The sequence below is a fragment of the Sulfuritortus calidifontis genome (assembly GCF_003967275.1).
Lineage (GTDB): Bacteria > Pseudomonadota > Gammaproteobacteria > Burkholderiales > Thiobacillaceae > Sulfuritortus > Sulfuritortus calidifontis.
Map to the genome: position 1 here is coordinate 1594829 of NZ_AP018721.1, position 24136 is coordinate 1618964.

A 24136-nucleotide genomic window follows, 5' to 3' on the forward strand; every position below is an offset into this window, starting at 1 on the left:
ATGAACCTGCTCACCCTCAGCGCCCCCTGGCCCCAACGGCTTAGCCAGATGCCCCGAACACCTCAATTCTTCTGGGCTGCAGCTTTGAGCCTGGGCTTCATCGCGGCGCAATTCATCCCGGGCAGGCAGTTCGCCATGGGCCAGGACGGCTATGCCGTGCTGCACACCATCCTGGAATTTCTCTCCATGGCGGTCTGCCTCCAGGTCTTCGTCATCAGCCTGCGGCCCAGCCACCATGTCGGCTTCGGCGAGACCCTGATCGGCCCCGGCCTGCTGGTGGTCGGCCTGCTCGACCTCGGTCACGCCCTGTCCTATCAGGGCATGCCCGACTTCGTCACTCCCAGCGGACCGGAGAAGGCCATCGACTTCTGGCTGGCCGCCCGACTGAGCGCGGCCATCACCCTGCTGCTGGCGGCGATCTTCTGGCAGCGGCAGGCCGGCCGACCGCTATTGCGCCACCTCATGGTCGCCCTGCTCTTCGCCTTCGGCGGCCTCACTTACTGGGCCGTGCTCTGGCGTCAGGAGCTACTGCCGCACACCTTCATCCCCGGCCAGGGACTCACCGGGCTCAAGATCGCGACCGAATACCTCATCGCCGGCATCCATCTGGCCACTCTCGCCCTGTTCCTCTCGCCCGGGCTGCGCCAGACCGGCAAGACCTCGGCCTGGCTGGGTGCGGCTGTGTGGATCATGGCCTTGTCGGAACTGTTCTTCACGCTCTATGCCAGCGTCACCGACCTCTACAACCTGCTTGGCCACCTATACAAGGTGGTCGCCTACGGCATCATCTACCGGGCGCTGGTCTTCAGCCGGATCGAAGAGCCCCAGCGTCTGCTGGAGGAGGCCGAACGGCGCTTCGACCTGGCCGTGCACGGCAGCAACGACAGCATCTGGGACCGCGACCTGGTCGGGAACAAGACCTATTACTCGCCCCGCTGGAAGGCCATGCTCGGCTACGAAGAGGACGAGATCGGCGATGCGCCCGAGGAATTCACCAGCCGCGTGCATCCGAGCGACCTGGCCCATGTGCTTACCGCCATGGAGGCCCACCTTTCCGGCCAGGGCGACCATTACCGGGCCGAGTTCCGCATGCGCCGCAAGGATGGCGAGTACATCTGGATTTTGGCGCGCGGCGTCGCCCTGTTCGACCGGCATCGCCGGCCTATCCGCATCGCCGGAACCCATACCGATATCAGCGAGCGCAAGCGCTTCGAAGCGGCGTTGCGGCAAAGCGAGGCCAGCCTCAAGGAGGCCCAGCGCAGTGCTGCCCTCGGCAGCTGGGAGATCGACTACGGTAGCGGGGAACTCCACGGATCGGACGAGTTTTACCGGATCTTCGGCGTCGCCCCCTACCAAGCCCTGTTGACCAGCCGGGAGGCGGTCAAACCCTACATCCACCCCGAGGACTATGCGCGGGTGAAAGAGTCCTTCGAGGCGTCGCTCCGCGAACATTCTGGCTTCGATATGGATTTCCGGCTCAACCTGCCGGGCGGCCAGATCAAGCATGTCCATGGCCGGGCCAGCCACCGCTATGCCCCGGACGGCGCGCCACTGGCGTCGCACGGCACGCTGCAGGACATCACGGCGCGCAAGATGGTGGAGATGGAGCTGGACCGGCATCGGCGTCATCTCGAGGTCATGGTCGCGCAGCGCACCGCCGAATTGGCCGCGCGTGAGGAACAATACCGCCTGGTGGCCGACTTCACCTACGACATGGAGACCTGGATCGGCGAGGATGGCCGCTACCGCTACGTCTCGCCCGCCTGCCTGCACCTGACCGGCCATGAGGCCGACGAATTCATGGCCGACCCTGGCCTGATGGCGCGCCTAGCCCACCCGGACGACCGGGCCGTGGTCAATCGGCTGTTCGATCGTTGCTACCGGGAACGCCAGATCAATCGCCTGGAATTCCGGCTGATCCGTAGCGACGGCCGCGTCGTCTGGGTCGAGCACGTCGGCCAGCCGGTCTATGGCAGGGACGGCAGCTATCGTGGCTACCGCAGCAGCACACGCGACATCACCCTGCGCAAACAGGCCGAGCAGCAGCTGACCGAGGCCCGGCTGCGGGCCGAGGAGGCCGACCGGCTGAAATCGGCATTCCTCGCCACCATGTCGCACGAATTGCGCACCCCGCTCAACTCCATCATCGGCTTCACCGGCGCCCTGCAAATGGGCCTGGCCGGACCGCTCAACGAGGAACAGGCCAAGCAGCTGGGCTATGTCCGCCAGAGCGGCGAGCACCTCCTGGCCCTGATCAGCGATATCCTCGACCTGTCGAAAATCGAGGCCGGCCAGCTCCAGGTCGAGCACAAGCTGTTCAATCTGCGCGCCAGCATCGAACACGCGGTCGAGGTCGGCCGGGCCCTGGCCAAGCCCAAGGGCCTGCCGATCCGGGTCGAGATCGACCCGGCCATCGGCCACATTGAGAGCGACCGCCGGCGGGTCGACCAGGTGCTGCTCAATCTGCTGGGCAATGCCATCAAGTTCACCGAGCGCGGCGAGATCTGCTTGCGTTGCGGCATAGAGGGCGACATGGTCCGGATCAGCGTCTCCGACAGCGGCCCCGGCATCACCGAGGCCAATCTCGTTAACTTGTTTCAACCCTTCCACCAGATCGACGACGGGCTAGGCCGCCGGCACGAAGGCACCGGACTCGGCCTGTCGATCAGCAAACGACTGGTGGAATTGCTGGGCGGCAGCATCCGGGCCGAGAGCGAATGGGGCAAGGGTTCTACCTTCAGCTTCACCCTGCCCCGCCAGATGGAGATGCAGCATGGCGACGATCCTGTGCATCGAGGATAACGAGCAAAACCAGTATCTGATTCGTTACCTGTTGGAGAAGCGCGGCCATGCCGTCGTTCTGGCCGGCGACGGCAGCGAGGGCATTCGCCTGGCGACGGAGCTTCTGCCCGAGCTGATCCTGCTCGACATCCAGCTGCCAGGCATGGATGGCTATCAGGTGGCCGGAATCCTCAAGGGCATTCCACAACTGGCCGCCATTCCCATTGTCGCGGTGACCTCCTACGCCATGGTCGGCGACCGCGAGCGGGCCATCGCCAGCGGCTGCAGCGCCTATATCGAGAAACCCATCGACCCCGCGGCCTTTCCCGGCCAGGTCGAAGAGCATCTGCCGGGGCAATCGCGAAAGGCCGACTGATGGCCAGGATTCTGATCGTCGACGATGTCGCACAGAACCGCTACATGCTGCAGGTTCTGTTCAGCGCCCACGGCCACGACACCGAGACTGCGGACAACGGCGCGGTGGCCCTGGAGAAGGCCCGGCTGCATCCACCCGACCTGATTATCACCGATCTCTTGATGCCGGTGATGGACGGCTTCGAGCTGTGCCGGCGGTGGCGGCAGGATCCGCGGCTGGGTTCGAGACCGATCGTCATCTATACCTCGGTCTACACGGAGGAGAAGGATATCGAGTTCGGCCTCGGCCTCGGCGCCCGGCTCTACCTGAAAAAACCGATGGCGCCGGAAGAGCTGATCCGCGTGGTCGACGATCTGCTACAGCAGCCCCACGATGCAACGGCAACCGGCCCGGCCAATCTGGTGACGGATGAAACCGAATTCCTGCGCCAGCACAAGCAGGTGCTGGCGCGCAAGCTGGAAAGCAAGGTCGCCGAGCTCAACGCCGCCAACGCCGCCCTCCGTGCCGAACAGGAGGAGCTCCGGCACAGCGAGGCCAGGCTGCGCGCCATCACCGAAAACACCACGGTCTATCTCTATGAGATCTCGCTGGACGGCATCATCGAATATGCCAACCGCACCTACCCCGACCTGCTCTTCAGCCAGGTGATCGGCACCCGGCTGCTTGACTGGTTTCCCGAACACATGCAAGCGACAATACAAGAACTGCTAGACATCACCTGCAAGACCGGGCAAGCACAGTCGACGGAATACACCATCGCCGACCCCAAGGGCATCCTCCACACCTACAGCGCCTCTTTCTCCCCGGTAATCGCCGAGGGCCGCTTGCAACGGCTGATCCTGACCGCCGTCGACATCACCGAGCGGGTACGGACCGAGCGGGAATTGGAACGCCACCGCAAGCAGTTGCAGGCGCTGATCGACGAGCGGACCCACGACCTCGGCCAGGCGCTCAAGGAACTGACCGTCTTCCGCTGGTATGCCGACGCCTCGCTGACCGGCTTCGGCTGGACGCGCATCGAGGATCTCAAGCTTGCCTACGTCAACGACTCGCTGCGCAAGATGCTCGGTGTCGGGCGAACCGATCTGGCGCTCAACACCAGGTTCCCGGACTACATGACGGCGGAATCGGTGCAGTTCCTGGAGACCGAGGCCCTGCCCCAGGTATTGCGAGAGGGCAGCTGGCAAGGCGAACTCACGCTGGTCAACACGGCGGGCGAGACTCTGCCGACCTGGCACGACGTCCTGCTGATGCTCGACAAGAAAGGTCAGCCGGTCTACTTCGCCCACGCGGTGACCGATATCCGGGAACAGAAGCGCATCGCCGATCAACTGCGCGAGGCCAGAGATGCCGCGGAATCGGCCAGCCAGGCCAAAAGCCTGTTCCTGGCCAACATGAGCCACGAAATCCGCACGCCGCTCAACGCCGTGCTCAACCTGGCCCACCTCTGTCTGCAAGGCAAGCTGGAACCCAAGCAGCGGGATTACGTGGAAAAGATCTACCGATCCGGCTCTTCCCTGCTCGGCATCGTCAACGACATCCTCGACTATTCCAAGATCGAGGCTGGCAAGCTGTCTCTGGAGCAGATCCCCTTCAGCCTGGCCGAGGTGCTGGAGGATCTGTCCACCCTGCTGCGCCACCGCGCCGCAGAAAAGAACCTGGAACTGGTCTTCACCCACAACGAATACCTGCCGCTGAACCTGATCGGCGATCCGCTGCGGCTGAGCCAGATCTTGATCAATCTGCTGAGCAACGCCATCAAATTCACCACCAGCGGCGAGGTCCGCCTCGACATCGATATCGAGTCGATCGCCGACGACAAGACCATCGAGTTGCGCTTCAGCGTCATCGACAACGGCATCGGCATGACCGAGGAACAGATGGGCCGGCTGTTCCAGCCGTTCAACCAGGCCGACGTCTCCACCACCCGCCGCTACGGCGGCACGGGCCTGGGTCTGGCCATCAGCAAACGTCTGGTCGAGTTGATGGGCGGCAATATCGTGGTCTACAGCCAGCCGGGCCGCGGCACCACCTTCATGTTCAACGCCAGGTTCGCCATCGACCGCCAGGCCGGCTCCTTCAGAGTGCCGCCAAATCTGGCAGGACAGCGCGCACTGATCGTCGAAAGCCATGCCAGCACCGCCGATTTCATCAATCGCGTCCTGAACAAATTCGGCTTTTCCACCGAATGGGCCCGGGATTCGGCTGAAGCGACCGCCAAGCTCAGTTCCGATCCAGCACCGCCCTACTCTCTGATCGTGATCGACGACAGCATCGTGCCCCCCAACTGCCTGACCAGCGACGACACCATCCTGGCTCCCCTCATTCGAGGCACACAGGCCCATGTCGTCTCCCTCATCCACAACTCCGACCACGGCACTGCATGCAACACCTGTTCTCGCCTGCGCTATGCCTGTCTGCAAATGCCGGTCTCTCTCATGAGCTTCCAGGCCTGCCTGGAAAATCTCTATTCGCTCAAGCCCGAAGCGATGCCGCCTCCGGTCAGGGCCGGCACCCCGCCCAATCTGGCAGGTTGCCGCATCCTGATGGTCGAGGACAATCCGCTCAACCAGGAAATTCTGAAAGGCTTGATCGAACCGACCGGTGCCACGGCCGAGGTGGCGGAAGACGGCGTCATCGCCGTGGCCATGGTTGCCAATCATGCACCGGACCATTACGACGTCGTGCTGATGGACATCCAGATGCCCGAGATGGACGGCCTCGAGGCGACCAGCCGCATCCGCGACGATGCCGCTTATGCCAATCTGCCGATCCTGGCGATGACCGCGCACGCCCTGGATGAGGAGCGCCAGCGCAGCCTGCAGGCCGGCATGAACGATCACCTGACCAAGCCCGTGGTGCCGGAACAGCTCTACGCCGCCCTGGCCCGGTGGTGCCGACGCAAGCCGACAGCCGGCCCTGCGTCGGAAGGCAGCGACACGGTTGTCGAGCCAGGCCCGGCCCTGCCCGAACTACCGGGTATCGATGTGGCCGGCGCCCTGGCCCGGGTGCGCGGCAAGACCGCCTTATATCTGAGCATGCTGAAGCGTTTCGCCGATGGCTCCGACGCAGAAATCATGACGATCACGCGGGCACTAGGCCAATCCGACACAGAGATGGCGAGACGGGCCGCCCACAAGTTGAAGGGCAGCGCGGGCAACCTGGGGCTAATCGATGTATACCAGGCCGCCAGTGAACTCGAGCAGGCGCTGAAGCAGGCAACGGGCAACTACATGGACAAATCTGGCATACTCAAGGCGTCGTTGGACAAGACCACGAGCCTGCTGCGAGAACGGCTTGCCGGACGGTGGTGAACCGGCCGGCATGGATAACTTCGACAGGGAGCAACCATGAACAGCCAATTCGATCTGGACATCGCGCCGGAGAAGAAGAAGATTCTGATCACCGACGACGACCCCATCGTCGCCAGCATGCTGGAGGCCGCGCTGGCCGACGACTTCGAGGTGGCGATCGCCGATTCCGGCGAAGCCTGTCTCGCAACCGTGGCCAGCTACAAGCCCGATCTGGTCCTGCTCGACATCGAGATGCCGGGCATGGACGGCTACACCACCTGCCAGGCCCTGCAGGAGCAATCGGCCGTGCATTTCGTACCGGTCATCTTCGTCTCCTCCCACGACTCCCTCGAGGAACGGCTGCGTGCCTATGAGGTCGGTGGCGTCGACTTCATCATCAAGCCCTTCGAGCCGGAGGAGCTGCTGCAAAAGGCCCAGATCGCGATCGAGCTCAAGGCCGAGCGCGAGCAGCTGGCGCAGGAAAAGGACTCGATGCAGAAGATGGCCATGAGCTTTCTCACCAACTTGGGTGAAAGCGGCGTGGTGCTCAAGTTCCTGCGCAACTGTTTTACCTGCAACGACTACCCAAGCCTGGTCAAAATGGCGATCGAGGCCATGGCCGAATACGGCCTGGAGGCGCTGGTGCAGATCCGCACCCCGAACGGCACCTACACCTACACCCCGTCCGGTCAGGCCTCGGAGCTGGAGACCTCGGTCTTTGCCAAAACCCATTCGCTCGACCGCATCTTCCAGTTCAAGAGCCGCATGATCATCAACTATCCGCACGCCTCGCTGCTGGTGAACAACATGCCGATCGACGACGCCGATCTGTGTGGCCGCATCCGCGACAACGCCGCCTACATCACCGAGGGGGTGGAGGCCAGCGCCACGGCGATCATGCTGCGCGAGGATGTCGTGCGCCACGTCGAACAGCAGAAGCGGGTCGCCCAGCAAACGGTCGCCGCGATCGAGAATCTGCGCGAGCAATACCGCAAACAGCAGTCGGACACGCGCTACATCCTGCACAGCCTGACCGAGAACATGGAAAAGCTCTATGTCTACCTAGGGCTGACCGAAGGTCAGGAGAAGGCGGTGGCCGACACCGTGAGCGCCTCGATCGAACAGGCACTCAAGCTGTTCGAACAGGGGCTCGACTTCGACGGCCAGTTCGCGGCGGTGCTGGAGGGACTGAAAAAGGTTTCCTGAACGACAAGCTGCAGGCAACAAGAAATCGGGAGTGCAGTGTCATGGCACGGGAATGCATCCTGGTCGTCGACGATCAGGCGGAGAACATCGAGATCATCAGCATGCTGCTCGGCGGGCAGTATGACTTGCTGTCGGCCCAGTCGGCCGAGTCGGCCTTCGCCGCGATCGGCCAGGGCAGGCTACCCGACCTGATCCTGCTCGACGTGGAGATGCCCGGCATGGACGGCTACGAGGCCTGCCAGCGGCTCAAGTCGCTGCCCGGCACCGCCCATATCCCGATCATCTTCCTCACCGGCCGCGGCAGCGTCGAGGATGAGGCCTACGGCCTCAAGCTCGGTGCCGTCGACTACATCACCAAACCGGTCAGTCCGCCCATCCTCGAGGCCCGGATTCGCACCCACCTGGCCTTGAAGAACGCCAGCGACCAATTGCGCAACCAGAACACCCTGCTCGAGCAACGGGTGGCCGAACGCACCGCCGAACTGGTCAGGCGCACTGAGGATGTCGTGCTCGCCCAGGACACCACCATCCTGGCCCTGGCGAGCCTGGCCGAGACGCGCGACAACGAGACCGGCAACCACATCCTGCGTACCCAGAACTACGTCAAGGCCCTGGCTACCCGGGTCAGGGAACATCCACGCTTCAGGGCGCAGCTGTCCTGGGGCCAGATCACCCTGCTGTACAAATCGGCACCGCTGCACGACGTCGGCAAGGTTGGCATCCCGGACCACATCCTGCAGAAACCGGGCAAGCTCACCCCGGAGGAATTCGAGATCATGAAGGCCCACACCACCCTCGGCCGCGATGCCATCCTTGCGGCCGAGGCCAAGCTCGATTCCTCGACCTCCTTCCTGCGGGTGGCGCGGGAGATCGCCTATGCCCATCATGAAAAGTGGGACGGCAGCGGCTATCCCCTTGGGCTGGCGGGCGATGCCATCCCGCTCTCGGCGCGGATCATGGCCATCGCCGACGTCTACGATGCCCTGATCAGCCAGCGCATCTACAAACCGGCCTTCCCCCACGAAAAGGCGGTGGCGATCATCACCGAGGGCAAAGGCGCACACTTCGACCCCGATCTTGCCGAGGCCTTCATGGCCATCGCCGGCGAGTTCAACGCCATCGCCCAGCGCTTCAAGGACTAGGCACGGCGGGTCCGATCATCGCCAGACGCCCGACGGCGGCGTATAGCTGTCGAGCACCCGGACATAGCTGGCCCGGGCATAGGCACCGGGGTCGGGCAGATTCTGCTGGCTCATGCTGCCTTTCATCTGGCTGACCGATTCGTACTCGCGCTCGACCATCCAGGCCTCGATGCCGCGGAGAATCTCGGTCAGCCGCTCCGGCCCATGCTGCAGCAGGCAGCTGGCCAGATGCACTACATCGGCACCGGCCAGCAGCATCTTCAGCGCCTCGTCCGGTCCATGGACGCCGCCGGTGGCGGCGAGATTCAATCGGATGCGGCCGTGCAGGATGCCGATCCAGCGCAGGCGCAACAGGGCATCGTCCGGTGTCGACAGATGGATTTCATCGGTCATGCTCAGGGTATCGAGATCGATGTCGGGCTGGTAGAAGCGGTTGAACAGGACTATGCCGTTGGCCCCGGCCGCCTCCAGCCGCCGGACGAAATTGGGCAGCGAGGAGAAGTACGGCGACAGCTTCATGGCGATCGGCAGCGACACCGCATGGCGCAGCTCCTTGAGCAGTTCGATGTAGCGCTGCTCGACCGCCTCGGCCGAATCCTCGGCATTGGCCGCCATGTGGTAGACGTTCAGTTCCAGGGCGTCGGCCCCGGCCCGCTGCAACTCGATACCCAGGTCGATCCAGCCGCCGAGCGAGACGCCGTTGAGGCTGGCGATGACCGGGATGTCCAGGCTTTCCTTCAGCCGCCGCAACTGGTCGAGATAGCGATCCAGGCTGTTCATGTAGCGGCCCAGGTCGGGCAGGAAGCCGGAGGCCTCGCCGTGGCCCAGGGCCGGCTCCAGCAGGAAGCGTTCGGTCATCGCCTCCTCCACCCGCAACTCCTCCTCGAACAATGAGTACATGACGATGGCCGAGGCCCCGGCATCCTCCAGCCGGCGCGCCTTGCCCAGGCTCTTCGACAGCGGCGAGGCCGAGGGCACCAGCGGGTTCTTCAGCTTAAGCCCGAGATAGTCGGTGGACAGGTCAACCATGGTCGCTCTCCTTCGCTTGCGCGGTCTGGGCCATGGCCTGGTAGGCCCGGAACCGCTCGTCCGCCTCGCGCTGGGCCGCCGCCAGGAAGACCTCGGCCGCCGCCGGGTGGCTGCGCTGCAGCATGGCGAAGCGGGTTTCGCTCGCCATGAACTCCTTGATCGGCAGCGAGGGCGGCGCCGAATCCAGGCGGAAGGGATTGGCACCCTTGTCCGCCTCGCGCGGATCGAAACGGAACAAGGGCCAGTGCCCGCTCTTCACCGCCGCCTCCTGCTGGCGCAGGTTGTACTTGAGGTCGACGCCGTGGGCGATGCAGGGGCTGTAGGCGATGATCAGCGACGGGCCCGGATAGGACTCGGCCTCGTGGAACACCTTGAGCGTGTGCACGTCCTTGGCGCCGTAGGCGACATGGGCGACGTAGACATGGCCGTAGTCCATGGCCAGGCGGCCGAGGTCCTTCTTCGCGGTGGGCTTGCCGCCGGCGGAGAACTTGGCCACCGCCCCGATCGGGGTCGCCTTCGAGGTCTGGCCGCCGGTGTTGGAATAGACCTCGGTATCGAGCACCAGGATGTTGACGTCATAAGGCAGCGCCAGCACATGGTCGAGCCCGCCGTAGCCGATGTCGTAGGCCCAGCCGTCGCCGCCGACGATCCAGACCGAGCGCCGGATCAGCCACTCGGCCACCCGGGCCAGTTCTTCGGCGCGGGCGTGGTTCAGCTCGGCCAGCCTGTAGAGCAGGGTCTCGACCCGCTGACGCTGGGCGGCGATGCCGGCCTCGCTGGTCTGGTCGGCACTGAGCAGGGCCTCGGCCAGATCGCCGCCGATCTCGCCGGCCAGCGCGCGCACCAGGTTTTGGGCATGGTGCATGAGCTGGTCGGCCGCCAGGCGCATCCCCAAGCCGAACTCGGCGTTGTCCTCGAACAGGGAATTGGACCAGGCCGGCCCCCTGCCCGCGTGGTTCACGGTGTAGGGCGTGGTCGGCAGATTGCCGCCGTAGATCGAGGAGCAGCCGGTGGCGTTGGCGATCAGCATGCGGTCGCCGAACAGCTGGGTGGCCAGCCGGATGTAGGGCGTCTCGCCGCAGCCGGGGCAGGCGCCGGAGAACTCGAACAGGGGGTCGAGCAGCATCGCGCCGGGGATCGTGGTGCGCTTCACCCCGGCGCGGTCGTATTCGGGCAGGCCGATGAAGAACTGCCAGTTCGCCCGTTCCTGTGCCAGCAGCGGCGCGATCGGCGCCATGTTCACCGCCCGGTGCGAGACATTGGACTTGTCGTGGATGGGGCAGGCCTCGACGCAGTCGCCGCAACCGGTGCAGTCGTCCGGCGCCACCTGATAGCTGATGTGCAGGCCGGCCGGGTATTCCTTGCTGCGCACCGGCACGTGCTTGAAGCCGGCCGGCGCGGCCGCCGCCAGCTCGGCCGCGAACAGGCGGGAACGGATGGCGCTGTGCGGACAGACCAGCACGCATTTGCCGCACTGGGTGCACAGCTGCTCGTCCCAGACCGGGATCTCCAGCGCGATGTTGCGCTTCTCCCAGGCCGCGGTGCCGAGCGGGAAGCTGCCGTCCTCCGGCATCAAGGACACCGGCAGCGCATCGCCGCGACCGGCGATGAGTTCGCCGGTGAAACGGCGCAGCCAGTCCGGCGCCGACTCGGCAACGGCCGGCGGCCGCTCGAACCGGCTGCTCGCCTGGCCCGGCACCTTGACCCGATGCAGGTTTTCCAGGGTCATGTCGATCGCCGCGAAGTTGAGCTCGGCCAGGCGCTTGCTCTTCCGGCCGTAGGTCTTCTCCACCGCCTGCTTGATCGCGCCGATGGCCTGCGCGCGCGGCAGGATGCCGGAGATGGCGAAGTAGCAGGTCTGCATGATGGTGTTGATGCGCCGGCCCATGCCGGCCCGCTCGGCCACCTGGTAGGCGTCGATCACGTAGAAGTCGAGTTTCTTGTCGATGATCTGCTGCTGCATGCGCCGGGGCAGGGTGTCCCAAACGGCATCGGGCGCGGCCGGACTGTTGAGCAGGAATACCCCGCCGGCCTGGGCCAGATCGAGCATGTCGTAACGCTCGACGAACACCGTCTGGTGGCAGGCGACGAAATGGGCATCGCCCTCGGCCAGGAGATAGGCCGAGCGGATGGGCTCGGGGCCGAAGCGCAGATGCGAGACGGTGACCGCGCCCGACTTCTTCGAGTCGTAGACGAAATAGCCCTGGGCATAGAGCTTGGTCGCCTCGCCGATGATCTTGATCGAGTTCTTGTTGGCCGAGACCGTGCCATCGGCGCCCAGGCCGTAGAACACCGCGCCCTGCGCCGCGCGCGCCGCATCGGTGCGAAAGGTCGCCTCCCAGGGCAGCGACAGGCCGGTCAGATCGTCATGGATGCCGACGGTGAACTGCCGCTTCGGCCTGGCCTTGAGCAATTCATCGAACATCGCCTTGACCATGCCCGGGGTGAACTCCTTGCTGGCCAGGCCGTAGCGGCCGCCGATCACCCGCGGCATGGCGCGCGCGCCGTCGGCCGCCGCCTGGGCCAGGGCGGTGACCACGTCCTTGTACAAGGGCTCGCCGTCGGCGCCCGGCTCCTTGGTCCGGTCGAGCACGGCGAGGCTTCTCACGGAACCAGGCAGCGCCGCCAGCAGCGCCTCGGCCGAGAAAGGGCGGTAGAGCCGCACCTTGAGCACGCCGACCGCCTCGCCATGGGCATTGAGGTGGGCCACGGTCTCCTCGGCCGTCTCCGCGCCCGAACCCATGAGCACGAGCACCCGCTCGGCATCCGGCGCGCCGACGTAGTCGAACAGCCGGTATGGCCGCCCGGTCAGTTCGGCGAAGCGGTCCATCGTCGCCTGCACGATGCCGGGGAAGGCCTGGTAAAAGGGATTGGCCCGCTCGCGCGACTGGAAGAAGACATCGGGGTTCTGCGAACTGCCCTTGAGCACCGGATGCTCGGGCGACAGCGCGCGGCCACGGTGGTCGGCGATGGCCGCTTCGTCGAGCATGGCCCGCACCGTCGCCTCGTCCACCGCGACGATCTTGGCCACTTCGTGCGAGGTGCGAAAACCGTCGAAGAAGTGCAGCACCGGCACCCGGCCCTGGAGCGTCGCCGCCTGGGCGATCAGCGCCATGTCCTGCGCCTCCTGCACCGAATTGGCGGCGAGCAGGGCGAAGCCGGTGGCACGGGTGGCCATGACGTCGCTGTGGTCGCCGAAGATCGACAGGGCGTGGGTGGCCAGGGTGCGCGCCGCCACGTGCAGGACGAAGGGCGTCAGCTCGCCGGCGATCTTGTACATGTTGGGGATCATCAAGAGCAGGCCCTGCGAGGCGGTGAAGCTGGTGGCCAGCGCCCCGCTGGTGAGCGCCCCGTGCAGGGCGCCGGCGGCGCCGGCCTCGCTTTGCATCTCGATGATGCCCGGCACCGTGCCGAAGATGTTCGGTCGTCCCTGGGCGGCCCACTCGTCGGCCAGTTCGCCCATGGGCGAGGCCGGCGTGATCGGATAGATGGCGATCACCTCGTTGGCGAGATAGGCCATGCGGGCCACCGCCTCGTTGCCGTCGACGGTCACGGTCACTTGCGCACTCATGGAGCACCCCAGATTTAAGACGTCGCGGTCTTCATATTAGACCGACTGCAGGGGCTTTGCAGAAAACACCCCGGCCAGGACCTATCCCGGCTGGCGCTCAATCCCAGAAACGCAGACTGATGAGGGCACGGTTGGCCCGCAGGGCATGCATGGTATCGCGTTCGAAATCCTGATAGGCGCCGGAAAGATTCTGCAGGACCAGGGCCAGTTCGTAGCGCTGGCCGGCCCGGCGCCAAGTCTTGGCCAGCCTGGCATCCAGTCGCTGGACCTCGGGCACCCGATCGCCCTCGGCCAGCCAGGTCATCTTGCCCAGGCGATAGAAACCGAAGCTGCCGAGCCAACCTCGGCCGAACTCGTGGCTGGCCAACAGGGAGTAACTCAGGCGCGGGGCCGAGACCGCCATTTCCCTGGCGTCGGTCGAACCGGGCTCCACCGCATCCTCGGCGTCCTGCCAGATCCAGGCCTGACCGAAAATGAAACGTGTATCGGCCCGCGGCTGCCACTGCAGTTGATACTCGACACCCCACACCTTGGCGTTGAGCTTGTTGCGACCCTGGGCCGCCTTGCCGTCCCAATTGTCCGGCCCATAGGCCACCTTCACGCTGTCGAGCAGGTCTTTCAGGCTGTCGCGGAAGGCCCGCAAGTCGAGGTTGACGCCCTGCTTCGGATAGCGGCCGACATAGCCCAGCTCCCACGAGGTCATGGCTTCCGGCGCAAGCTTGCCCGCAGGAATCCGAATCTGCTCCCATAGCGGCGCATAGACGATGCGCTGATTCGCCGACTGCTCGTAGAAGGTCGGCGAACGATAGCCGCGGCTGGCCCCCAAGCGGAAGGCATGGTGTGCCGAAGGCAGATAGTGCAGGCTGGCGCGCGAGGACAAGGTGGTGCCGGCGTAGTAGTGATCCTCCAGCATGCCGCCGGCATTGAGCAGCCAGCGCTCGTGCGGCCGCCATTCCCAGGTGCCGAACAGGCGGTAGATTTGCTCGGAGAGCGTGTTGCCCGGCGCGAAGTAATAAGGCGAACGAATCTCGTCATGGCGAATCTCTATACCGTATGCCAACCGATGGGCGTCGGCCGGGCTGGTGTTGGCCTGGAACTCCAGCTGTTCACGCATGACCTTGTAGCTCTGTCCGAGCGCCAGCGTCGTCAGGCCAAGCACGGGCAGCACTGTGGTGGTGTTCCAGGTGTCCTGGTAATCCTTCTGCGCCCGGCTGTATTGGAGGGAATAACTGGTGTCCGGACTCAGTGTACGGCGCCAGAGCAGTTGCATGGCGTAGTTGTCGTTTTCGCTGGTCCGTGGCGGATTCCAGATGTCACCCCGGACCCCCATCTCCCAATACGACCGGTTCAGACCGAACTGGGCCATGACCTCGTCACGGCTGTTCAGCCGGTAGTCCAGGCGCATGTTAAGAAAGGTGTCATGGGCCTTGTCCGGCTGCAGGGAAAAATGGCTGTCGCTGCGGTCCTTCAGGCTGAACCGCCAAGCCAGATCACCGCGGCTGCCGTAATGTCTCAGCAGATAGGCCGATTGGTCGCGATTGCCCCGACTCGCGGCCAAGTTGGTACCGGGCTCATCGCGTCCCTGGAGGGTGACGATGTTGATGGTGGCGAGAAAGGCATTGGAACCATAGGCGGCTGCGCTCGGCCCATGCACCACCTCGATCCGCTCGATGTCCTCGATGGCCAGCGGCAACTCGCGCCATTCCACCTGACCGAGGCCGGGGTTGTAGATGGAGCGGCCGTCGACCAGCACCTGCATGCGGCGGGAATAGGCGTCGGACAGGCCGTGGTAGGTCACGATCGGCTGCCAGTTGGCGGCATAGGCAACCTGGAAACCGGGCACCAGGCGCATGAGGTCGGGAATCTCGGTGAAGCCCGAGGCCTCGATCATCCTGCGGTCGATCACCGTCACCATGGCCGGCGCCTCGCGGGCCGGCTGGGCCAGGCGGGAGACCGTCAGCACCACCGGTAACTCTTCGAAGAAGATCTGCTCTGACAACGGCCTGTCGTCCTCGGCCAGACAAAGCGGCGCGGCGATGGCTGCGGCAAGCAGGCAGGCTGCTTGGCTTAGGCGGAGCGACAGCTTTCCGGGCTTCATGACGACACGATTCTATCTGTTCCCTGGCGATTGCCGGCTGATTCAGCGCTGCGTCAGCAACCCGGTCAGCAAGGCGTGCAGCCGAGCCGGTGCCACCGGTTTGTGCAGGATCGTCAGGCCGCTGGCATTCATCCGGGCCACGCTTTGCGGCACCGTATCGCCGCTGATCAGCGCGGCCGGCAACTCGGCGCCGAAACGCTCGCGCAGGCGCTCGATCGCCACCAGGCCGTCGGCCTCGCCGGGCAGGCGGAAATCGCTCACCACGGCATCGGGCACGGCGCCCGTTTCCAACAAGGGCCAGACTGCATCCAGGCTCGGCGCCAGCAAGGGGCGCAAGCCCCAGCTCGAGAGCAAGGCCGCCATGGAATCCAGCACGTCGGGGTCGTCGTCGATGACCAGGACGCACTGGCCGCTGAAGCTGGCGGTCGGCGGTGGCAAAACCGAAGGCGAAGCTTCAGGCAGGGCCAGCGGCGCCACCGGCAATTTTAGGCTGAACACCGTGCCCCGGCCCGGCCGGGAATGCACCTGCAACTCGTGGCCGAGCAGGCGCGCCAGCTTGGCCACGATGGCCAGGCCCAGGCCCATGCCGTGCCGGCGATTGCGCTCGGGATTGCCGACCTGGTAGTACTCCTCGAAGATGCGCGGCAGGTCCTCTGGCGCAATGCCGATGCCGGTATCCCAGACCTGGAGCAGCCAATGGTCGTGGCGTCGGCGACAGGCCACCAGCACGCCGCCGCGCTGGGTGTAGTGGATGGCATTGGCCACCAGGTTATTCAGGATCCGGGCAAGCAGAAGTGAATCGCTATAGGTGCCGGCCGAGGCGAGGCGCACCCTGAGCGCGATGCCCTTCTCCTCGGCCAGGGGGGCGAACTCCTCGTCGAGCTTGCGCAAGTAGGGCTTGAGATCGAAATCGCGGAAATTGGGCTGGACCGCGCCGGCATCCAGCTTGGACAGGTCGAGCAAGGCATTGAACATGCCTTCCAGCTGACTGACCGAGGCCTGCATGCGCTGGACGATACCCAGATGCTGGTCATCCGTCAGCTGCTGGTGGAGCAGTTCGGTGAACAGGCCAAGGGCATGCATGGGCTGCCGTAGATCGTGGCTAACCGAGGCCAGGAAACGGGATTTCGCCAGGTTGGCCTGCTCGGCCTCCTGCCGCTTGCGTTCCAGGTCTTCGGTCGCCTCGCGCACGCGCTGTTGCAGCAGACTGTTGTGCTGTTCGAGCGAAACCGCCATGCGGTTCACCCCGGCCTGCAGATGGCCGATCTCGCCGCCGGTATCCTGCTCGGCCCGCACCGCCAGTTCGCCCCCGCCCAGCCGACCGACCACCTGGGAGAGGGCCAGGATCGGCCGGCTGAGGGTACGGCTGACGACCACGGCGATGACCCCGGCCAGGATGGTGCCCAGGCCCATGATCAACAGGCCGGCCAGCAACAGGTGACGCTTGAGTTCCTCCAGATTGTCGGTGGACATGCCGAGCAGCACGGTGCCGATCACCTTGGGTGGCTGGCTCGCGCCCTGGCCGCCGGCAATGTCGAGCATGGGGTCGTTGAGATTCAGCGAGCGCAGTTCGACCGGCAGGCTGATGATCCATTGCGCCTCCAGATGCGCCCGGTCCTGTTCGCCCGCCCCCATCAGCACGGCGTGATCGACCATGCCCGACCAGGACAGGGGCTGACCGGCCTCGTCCTTCACCATCACGAAGCGAACCCCCGGCTCCTTCGCCGCGGCATGGGCCAAGGTGGCGAGCATGGGCCTGTTGCCGGTGACGATGGCGTATTCGGACGAGGTCGCCAGATTGCGCGCCATGTTGTAGCCGAGCATGCGCCATGCATTCTCGCTGTCGCGGATGCGGTCGAACGTGAAATAGGCGGCCACGGCGATCGCGATGGTCACGCTCGGCAGCAACACCGCCAGCAGGATGGTCCGCTGGATGCCCAGGTTTTTCATAATGCCTGTCCTTCCTTGGCCTCGAGCTGCTTCTGCAGCCGGTCGTCGGGCGCGATGTCGAGTTCCAGCGAACGCGCCACCTGACGATTGACATACACCTTGAAATAACGGGGATAGATCAGCCGGGCCGGCCGGGCGGCGCGGCCGTTCGCCATGCCGGTCACGATCTCGCTCAGCTGCCGGCCGATCTGTTCAGGGGTGGAGAAGACCGAGGCCAGGGCGCCGGCCTCGGTAAAACTCTGGGAAAAACCAATCACCGGCACCCGGGCGCGGTAGGCGCTGACCAGATAGCTCATCAGCGTGCCCTGGTTGAGCACCTGGGGGTCGGGCAGGGCCAGCAAGACCTCGTTGTCGCGCAGCAGCTCGCGCTGCGCGGCGAAGATATCACTCGGCTTGGTCACCGCTTCGATACTGAGATCGAACCCGGCTTGCTGCCCGGCACGGGTCAGTTCGGTCTGTTGCGCCAGAGTGTTCGGCCCCAGCAGGACGCCGACCCGCTCGGCCTTGGGCAGGACCAGGCGGATCAGGCCCAGCTGTCGTTCCAGCGGCTGATCGAGCACCAGGGCGGAAAACAGCCGGCGCGGAGAAATGCCGCCGGCAAGCAGCGTTTCATAGGCCTGGCGCGGCAACAGCGTGGCCAGGACAGGAATGGCGGGATCGAGTTGGACCGCGGCACGGGTCGCCTTGAGCCCGAGGGGCACGACCAGGTCGCCCGGGCGCACCGGCTGAAACCAGTTTTCTTCCCGGCCGGCATGAACCACGGTCTGCAGATCGACGTTCCGTCCGAGGCCGGCCTGGACGCTGCGGCTCAGCTCGGCATAGGCGCCGCCCGGCTCGGACAGCACCAGCCAGACGCGCAGGCGCCCCTCCTGCGCCATGGCGGATGTAGTCAAGCCCTGCAGCAGCAGGCCGAGGCAAAGCAGCACGAGCCGCCGCCAAAGGCTAGCCGGCGAACGCAAACTCATGGCAATACCCATAGGCCGAACCGGTTACCCGCATTCACCCTCGAATCAAAAGCGCGGCATCTGTTCTTGTCATTGCGATGGCGAAACGCATTTTCGCTTCGCCACCGCCCCTCCCGGATCGTTTTTCTATTCTGAGCCGACGATCTTCAGCCCAGGCCGCATTGTCTGCCCAAGCCGCATTGCAGGCAATGCATTGACAACCGGCTGGTACAAACGGCTGAGGCTAGTTTGTTTGCGAGGCCAGGCGATGGGCCTGACGGATGGTCTCGGGCAGGCGATAACGCGGGGTGCAAGCCAGCACGATGCGGATGGCGCTGGTCAGGCTGAGCTTATGGCCGATCGAGACATAGACCGGCTTCACGCCGGCCCGCGTGCGCAAAACGACGCCGATGATCTCGCCGCCGTCCTGCAGAGGCGCCCAGGCTCCCTTCTCGTTTCCCGGCTCCTCGTGCCGGCCGCACAACCGGGTCTTGCCCACGCCGATGGTCGGCGCATCGAGCAGGACGCCCAGATGGCTGGCGATGCCGAACCGGCGCGGATGGGCGATGCCCTGACCGTCGCAGAGGATGACGTCGGGCACGACGGTCAGCCGGGTCAGCGCCTCCAGCACCGCCGGCAATTCGCGAAAGGAAAGCAGGCCCGGCACGTAGGGAAAGTCGGTCGGCCGCCGCGCCACGGCCTGCTCGACCAGCCGCAGGCCAGGATAGTCCAGCACCACCACGGCCGCCCGCGTGGTCCTGCCGCCGTCCTCGAAACCGACGTCGATGCCCGCGACATGGCCCAGCCGCAGGGGATGGTCGGTGCAATCGACCCGCTTGCGCAAATCCAGTTGCAAGGCGATGGCCTCGGCCGGACTCAGGTTCCAGGGATGATCGAGAACGGGTCTCATGCTGGCATGGTGCGACAAAACGCCGATTGCAGCCAGATTCAGCCACGCCGGTCAGTGATAAGGTGCCAGGCATGGCCTATAATTTTATTATTTGATATTCCCTCTGGAGGGTGAAATGCGTCGCTGGAACCTGTTCCTGGCCTTTCTGTTGCCCCTGTTCGTCACCGGCAATGCCATAGCGGCGGGCAATTGGTTCGAAGACAAGATGAGCTGCATCGTCACCGGCGCGGTGGCCGGCGCGGCGGTCGGCGCCGTAGCCGACGGCATCACGGTCGGCGGCGGCACGGTGGGTGGCGCCATTATCGGCGCCTTGTTCTGCCAGGCGGCCGACAGCGACGGCGACGGCGTACCCGACTACCGTGACAAGTGCCCTGGCACCCCGAAAGGCGCCAAGGTCGATGAGGACGGCTGCGAGATCAAGGCCGCTGCTCCGGCGCCGGCGCCGGCACCCGCTCCGGCCGCGGCTGCCCCGGTCGACGGCGACAGCGATGGCGACGGCGTACCCGACAGCAAGGACAAGTGCCCCGGCACCCCGAAAGGCACCAAGGTCGATCACACCGGCTGCCCGCTGGTCGAGAAGATCACGCTCAAGGGCGTCTGGTTCGCCTTCGACTCGGCCAAGATCACCGAGGAATCGGCCAAGGTGCTGGATGAGGTGGCGCTGATCTTCAAGCGCTATCCGAACCTGGTCGCCGAGATGGCCGGCCACACCTGCAGCATCGGTACCGAGAAGTACAACCAGGGCCTGTCCGAGCGCCGGGCCAATGCCGTGCGTGCCTACCTGATCAGCAAGGGCGTTCCCGCCAACCAGCTGGGCGCCAAGGGCTATGGCGAGCTCAAACCTGTAGCGAGCAACGCCACCCGCGAAGGGCGCGCACAAAACCGCCGCACCGAGATGATCATCCTCAAGCAGTGATCCGCCCGGCGGGCCGGACGGCCCGCCGCTTACGCCTCTTCTGGCGGGCCCCATGGGGCGAACCCTCTCCCATGTCATCGGCTTCGACGATGCCCCCTTCCAGCGCGGCTGGCGCGGCGATGTCCTGGTCGTCGGCGCGGTCTATGCCGGCAGCCGGCTCGACGGTGTGATCTCCACCCGGGTGCGGCGTGACGGCGTCAACAGCACGACGCGCCTGATCGAGTGCCTGACCGGATCCAAATACTTCGCCCAATTGCAGGCCATCCTGCTCCAGGGCATCGCCTTCGCCGGCTTCAATGTGATCGATCTCGATCGATTGCATCGTGCCACCGGCCTGCCGGTCCTGGTCATCGCCCGGCGCCGGCCCGATCTGGCCGCCATCCGCCGGGCCCTGCTGGAGAAGGTGCCGGGCGGCGCGCGCAAGTGGCGCCTGATCGAGGCCGCCGGCCCCATGACACCGCTGGCCGGCCTGTATTGCCAGCCGGTCGGCCTCAGCCCTGCCCGCGCCGAGCGCCTCATCCGCCGCCTGCAAATCCATGGCCAATTGCCGGAACCGCTGCGCGTCGCCCACATGATCGCCGGCGGCGTCACCACCGGCGAGAGCCGGCATCGGGCCTAGGAGCCTGTCGGACTTAACACCCCGTGCGCGCCGGCCCGCTGCGGGATGCAGCGCAAGGCGGCGGGGCGCGCCGTAGTGCGGGCGACTACAAGCGCCCCGCAACGCGGCGATGCGCCCGCAGCGAGCCGGCCCTGCGGGTTGCCCCGACAAAGCGCGTCTGCGGCGTTGCGAAGCTTGCGAAGGGAACGACCATTCGCCGCGCTTCGCGCCTTGCATCCATCGCTTTGGGGGCTATGCGCATGGGGGATTAAGTCCGACAGGCTCCTAGCCGCTCAGCAGCTTTTGCAGCTCGGCGGCGTCGCGCACGGCATAGGCCGCCTCGTCGTTGTCGAAATAGACGTAGGCCGTGTCGACCGGTTGCCGCGCGAGCCAGGCCGCCCACGCTTCGAGCGCCCGGCGGCCGTAGCGCCCGCTGTAGGCCGCGCCCGGCCCGTGCAGACGGAGGTAGGTGAAGTCGGCACTGATCAGGCGCGGGCTCTCGAAGCCGGCCAGATCGTAGATGCAGAAGGCAGCGTTGTGCTCGGCCAACAAGGCCAGCACCGCATCGTTGTGCCAGCTCGTATCGCGCAGCTCGAAGGCCACGCGCAAGCCGCGCGGCAGCGCCTCGAGGAAGGCGCGCAGTCGTTCCGGGTTCACCCGCCAGTTGGGCGGCAACTGGAACAGCAAGGGGCCCAGCTTGTCGCCCAGGCCGGCGACCGCGTCGAGTAGCGGCGGCAGGGTCGATTCCGGCGCTTTCAGCTTCTTCATGTGGCTGATGAAGCGGCCGGCCTTGACGCTGAAGACGAAACCCGCCGGCGTCGCATCGCGCCAGTGCGCGAAGACGGCTTTCGTGGGCAGGCGGTAGAAGCTACGGTTGATCTCGACACTGGAAAAGTACCGGGCATAAAAGCCGAGCCAGTCCGGCTCGGCCAGGTCTTCGGGATAGAAGCGGCCGCGCCAATACGGATAGACCCAGCCCGAGGTCCCGATGTGCACTTGCATCATATCCCCCGGAAGGCGCGCTCCAGCTCGGCCCGCAGTTCCGCTTCGCGCCCCCGATAGATGGGCGAGAAATGAAAGGGCTCCACCGCCTTCACGCCGGCGGCCCGGGCCAGGCACCCAGCTTGGCCCGCCGTGAGGTGACGCTTGTCGGCGGCCCGCTCGGCCGCCTCGTCGAGGAAGATGCTCTCGATGAACAAGGTGTCGGCGCCGCGCGCGAGCTCGACGATGGCCGCGGCATTGGCCGCGCTGAAAACGACATCGGTGACATAGGCGAGCTTCATGCCGGGCGTGACCTGTACACAATCGCGCAGATCGCGCAGCAGGATGGGCTCGCCCGCCGGCCCGGCGATAGCTTCGTCATCGCCCGCCCCCACCAGCACCGCGCGCTTGAGCCCTTGCAGCCACGGGCCGACCGGCAGGCCCCGCTCGGCCAGTCTGGTCTTCCAGATGTTCACATGCCGGGTCTCTTCCAGGGCGAAGCCCAGACAGGGCGTGCCATGGTCGAGCAGCGCGCAGCGCACGCGCAGGCCGGGCTCGGCCAGGAATAGGCCGTTTTCGATTTTCAGCGGCTCATCCTGCTCGCGTCGAAAGCCCTGGCGCACATGAAAGCGCGCCCGCCGGGCCTGGCCTGGCGCCAGCAGCTCGGTCACCTCCAGGCCGAAATCGTTCTCGTAGCGATACAACAGGTTCCAGGTGTAGGCCGCAAGCTTGGCCTCGACCCGGTCGATGAAGCCCGGCGGACCATAGAGCCGCACCGCCCGCTCGCGGCCAAGGCAGATGCGCAGGAACCAGTCCAGACCCATGAAGTGGTCCATGTGGCAGTGGGAAACGAAGATGTCCGATACCCGCAGCAGCTTGCGCGGCGGCAAGGCGCAGATGTCGCCGATATCGAACAGCAGCGCCCGCCGCTCGAACAGGAAATCGACGAACAGGCCGGGGTCGCCGAAAGGGTCGTTGACAAGATAGGGATGCAGCGCGCGCCGCATCACTCGCCCAGCTTTTGCCGCGCCCAGGCCAGGATGGGCTGCAGCCTGGGCGGCAGCAAGCGCTCGGCCTGATCGAAATCGACCCAACGCCACTCGTCGTGCTCGGGCCGGCCCAGTTCGGGAGCGATCGGCAGGTGGATGTCGGTCTGCCGGGTCTCGGCCAGGTAATAGCGCGCCACCTTGCCCCGGCGATAGGGCGCGGTTTCGCAATAGATCTCGCCCCAGCGGAAATCGAGATCGGTGACCGAGGACTCCTCCGCCGTCTCCCGGATCGCCGCCGCCAGCGGCGCCTCGCCGGCCTCGACCGTGCCCTTGGGGAAATCCCAATGGTTGTAGCAGCGCAAAATGAGCAGGCGCCAGCCGCCACCCTCCCGACGCGTGACGACCACGCCGGCAGACAGGCGCTTGGGCGGGGTGGCGGGGCGAGTTTCATCGATCATGATGCAAGAATACGGGCTTACCCCAGTAATGAGTAGTGGACATGAATCGTCGGCTTTACCCGACAGGCATCACCTATATTGAAATGATTCCGATAGACAGCGCCCGATCCAGGCAAGCGCCCATGGCATGCCGGATTGCATGACGTTTAAGGGGACCTCATGCCGACAACCGATGCAACACGCCGCCGCCTTCTCAAAACCCTGATCACCAGCAGCATGGGGATACTTGGACTCGGTGGCGCAATCCGGCAGGTGTTGGCCACCGGCAATTCGCCAAGACTGGCCAACGGCATCCACCGAATCGAGGGCGAGGTGCGCTTCAACGGCAAGCCGCGCCAGGTCGGCGACCTGTTGACCACGCCGCTCGAGGTGGTGACTGGCGAACGCAGCCTGGCCGCCTTCAGCCTCGGCCGCAACGCCTATCTCATCCGGGCCAACAGCCGTATCTCCCTTGCTGATACCGACGGCAAGGGCGCCGATGTCTGGGTCGAGGTCGGCAAGCTTTTGTCCGTGTTCGAAAAGGGCGAGGCCCGGCTGATGACCCCGACCGCCATCGCCGGCATCCGGGGCACCGGCATCTATGTCGAGGTCGAGCCCGAACGCAGCTATGTCTGCCTCTGCTACGGCACGGCCGAGCTGGCGGCGGCCCACAACCGCACCCTGCACGAAACGCTCAACACCCGTCATCACGAATCGCCGCGCTACGTCTCCAGCCGCGCCATCGTGCCGGCCCCCATGCAAAACCACACCGACGCCGAACTGACCCTGCTCGAAAGCCTGGTCGGCCGCATGCCGCCCTTCGTCCTCGCCCCCTCGGGCAACCGTTATTGAGGGGAGCCAGGAATGGGTCAATGCAAAAACGGCGACAGGCCCCCCCGAGTTCAGACAGTGGTC

Annotated in this window: 17 protein-coding genes; 8 read left to right on the top strand and 9 right to left on the bottom strand. The window is 65.5% G+C overall.

The window, feature by feature from the left end; all coding sequences use genetic code 11:
- Nucleotides 1-84 precede the first annotated feature (84 nt).
- Genes EL388_RS08320 through EL388_RS08340 form a run of 5 tightly spaced genes read left to right on the top strand, consistent with a single transcriptional unit; the run spans nt 85 to nt 8798 of the window.
- On the top strand, nt 85-2802 hold the full coding sequence (locus EL388_RS08320) for an MASE3 domain-containing protein (RefSeq protein ID WP_165919103.1): 2718 nt from the start codon (nt 85-87) through the stop codon (nt 2800-2802).
- Nucleotides 2774-3157: a response regulator gene (locus tag EL388_RS08325; RefSeq protein WP_126462277.1), complete on the top strand. Its 384-nt coding sequence runs from the start codon at nt 2774-2776 to the stop codon at nt 3155-3157. The genes EL388_RS08320 and EL388_RS08325 overlap by 29 nt, the downstream gene beginning before the upstream one ends.
- Entirely contained in the window at nt 3157-6471 is a 3315-nt protein-coding gene (locus tag EL388_RS08330; protein WP_126462280.1) for a response regulator, read from the top strand. The genes EL388_RS08325 and EL388_RS08330 overlap by 1 nt, the downstream gene beginning before the upstream one ends.
- A gap of 36 nt (nt 6472-6507) precedes the next feature.
- On the top strand, nt 6508-7656 hold the full coding sequence (locus EL388_RS08335) for a response regulator (RefSeq protein WP_126462283.1): 1149 nt from the start codon (nt 6508-6510) through the stop codon (nt 7654-7656).
- 41 nt (nt 7657-7697) lie between these two features.
- The gene (locus EL388_RS08340) at nt 7698-8798 is read left to right on the top strand and encodes a response regulator (protein WP_126462286.1); all 1101 of its coding nucleotides are present in this window, start codon (nt 7698-7700) and stop codon (nt 8796-8798) included.
- 15 nt (nt 8799-8813) lie between these two features.
- Here EL388_RS08340 and EL388_RS08345 read toward each other — a convergent pair whose 3' ends face one another.
- From EL388_RS08345 to nfi, 6 genes are all read right to left on the bottom strand, one after another.
- Nucleotides 8814-9827 carry a dihydroorotate dehydrogenase-like protein gene (locus EL388_RS08345; RefSeq protein ID WP_126462289.1) on the bottom strand — a complete coding sequence of 338 codons (1014 nt, stop codon included), beginning with the start codon at nt 9825-9827 and terminating at the stop codon, nt 8814-8816.
- A complete protein-coding gene (gene nifJ / locus EL388_RS08350; protein ID WP_126462292.1) occupies nt 9820-13398 on the bottom strand; it encodes a pyruvate:ferredoxin (flavodoxin) oxidoreductase in 3579 nt (1192 codons plus the stop codon). The genes EL388_RS08345 and nifJ overlap by 8 nt, the downstream gene beginning before the upstream one ends.
- Before the next feature lie 97 nt (nt 13399-13495).
- Nucleotides 13496-15496 carry a TonB-dependent receptor plug domain-containing protein gene (locus EL388_RS08355; protein ID WP_126462296.1) on the bottom strand — a complete coding sequence of 667 codons (2001 nt, stop codon included), beginning with the start codon at nt 15494-15496 and terminating at the stop codon, nt 13496-13498.
- A 42-nt stretch (nt 15497-15538) separates the two neighbouring features.
- Nucleotides 15539-17446, bottom strand: coding sequence for an ATP-binding response regulator (locus EL388_RS08360; RefSeq protein ID WP_126462299.1), 1908 nt, complete (start codon nt 17444-17446; stop codon nt 15539-15541).
- Nucleotides 17443-18372 carry an ABC transporter substrate-binding protein gene (locus EL388_RS08365; protein WP_126462302.1) on the bottom strand — a complete coding sequence of 310 codons (930 nt, stop codon included), beginning with the start codon at nt 18370-18372 and terminating at the stop codon, nt 17443-17445. Before EL388_RS08365 ends, EL388_RS08360 begins: the two co-directional genes overlap by 4 nt.
- A 262-nt stretch (nt 18373-18634) precedes the next feature.
- A complete protein-coding gene (nfi, locus tag EL388_RS08370; protein WP_126462305.1) occupies nt 18635-19300 on the bottom strand; it encodes a deoxyribonuclease V in 666 nt (221 codons plus the stop codon).
- Between the two features lie 115 nt (nt 19301-19415).
- On the opposite strand from nfi, the gene EL388_RS08375 reads away from it, so the two are divergent.
- Together EL388_RS08375 and EL388_RS08380 are read left to right on the top strand one after the other, a co-directional pair.
- Nucleotides 19416-20216 (top strand): OmpA family protein, encoded by an 801-nt coding sequence (locus EL388_RS08375; protein ID WP_126462308.1) that lies wholly within the window; start codon nt 19416-19418, stop codon nt 20214-20216.
- A 52-nt stretch (nt 20217-20268) separates the two neighbouring features.
- Nucleotides 20269-20835, top strand: a complete 567-nt coding sequence (locus EL388_RS08380) for an endonuclease dU (RefSeq protein ID WP_126462311.1) — start codon at nt 20269-20271, stop codon at nt 20833-20835.
- A gap of 264 nt (nt 20836-21099) precedes the next feature.
- On the opposite strand, the gene EL388_RS08385 is transcribed toward EL388_RS08380, so the two are convergent.
- The 3 genes from EL388_RS08385 to EL388_RS08395 are packed head-to-tail and all read right to left on the bottom strand — an operon-like array spanning nt 21100 to nt 23242.
- The gene (locus EL388_RS08385; protein WP_197721766.1) at nt 21100-21810 is read right to left on the bottom strand and encodes a DUF72 domain-containing protein; all 711 of its coding nucleotides are present in this window, start codon (nt 21808-21810) and stop codon (nt 21100-21102) included.
- A gap of 5 nt (nt 21811-21815) precedes the next feature.
- Nucleotides 21816-22802, bottom strand: coding sequence for a ribonuclease Z (locus tag EL388_RS08390; RefSeq protein ID WP_126462315.1), 987 nt, complete (start codon nt 22800-22802; stop codon nt 21816-21818).
- The gene (locus EL388_RS08395; protein WP_126462318.1) at nt 22802-23242 is read right to left on the bottom strand and encodes an NUDIX domain-containing protein; all 441 of its coding nucleotides are present in this window, start codon (nt 23240-23242) and stop codon (nt 22802-22804) included. The genes EL388_RS08390 and EL388_RS08395 overlap by 1 nt, the downstream gene beginning before the upstream one ends.
- 159 nt (nt 23243-23401) lie before the next feature.
- On the opposite strand from EL388_RS08395, the gene EL388_RS08400 reads away from it, so the two are divergent.
- Nucleotides 23402-24073, top strand: coding sequence for a FecR family protein (locus EL388_RS08400; RefSeq protein WP_126462321.1), 672 nt, complete (start codon nt 23402-23404; stop codon nt 24071-24073).
- Nucleotides 24074-24136 lie beyond the last annotated feature (63 nt).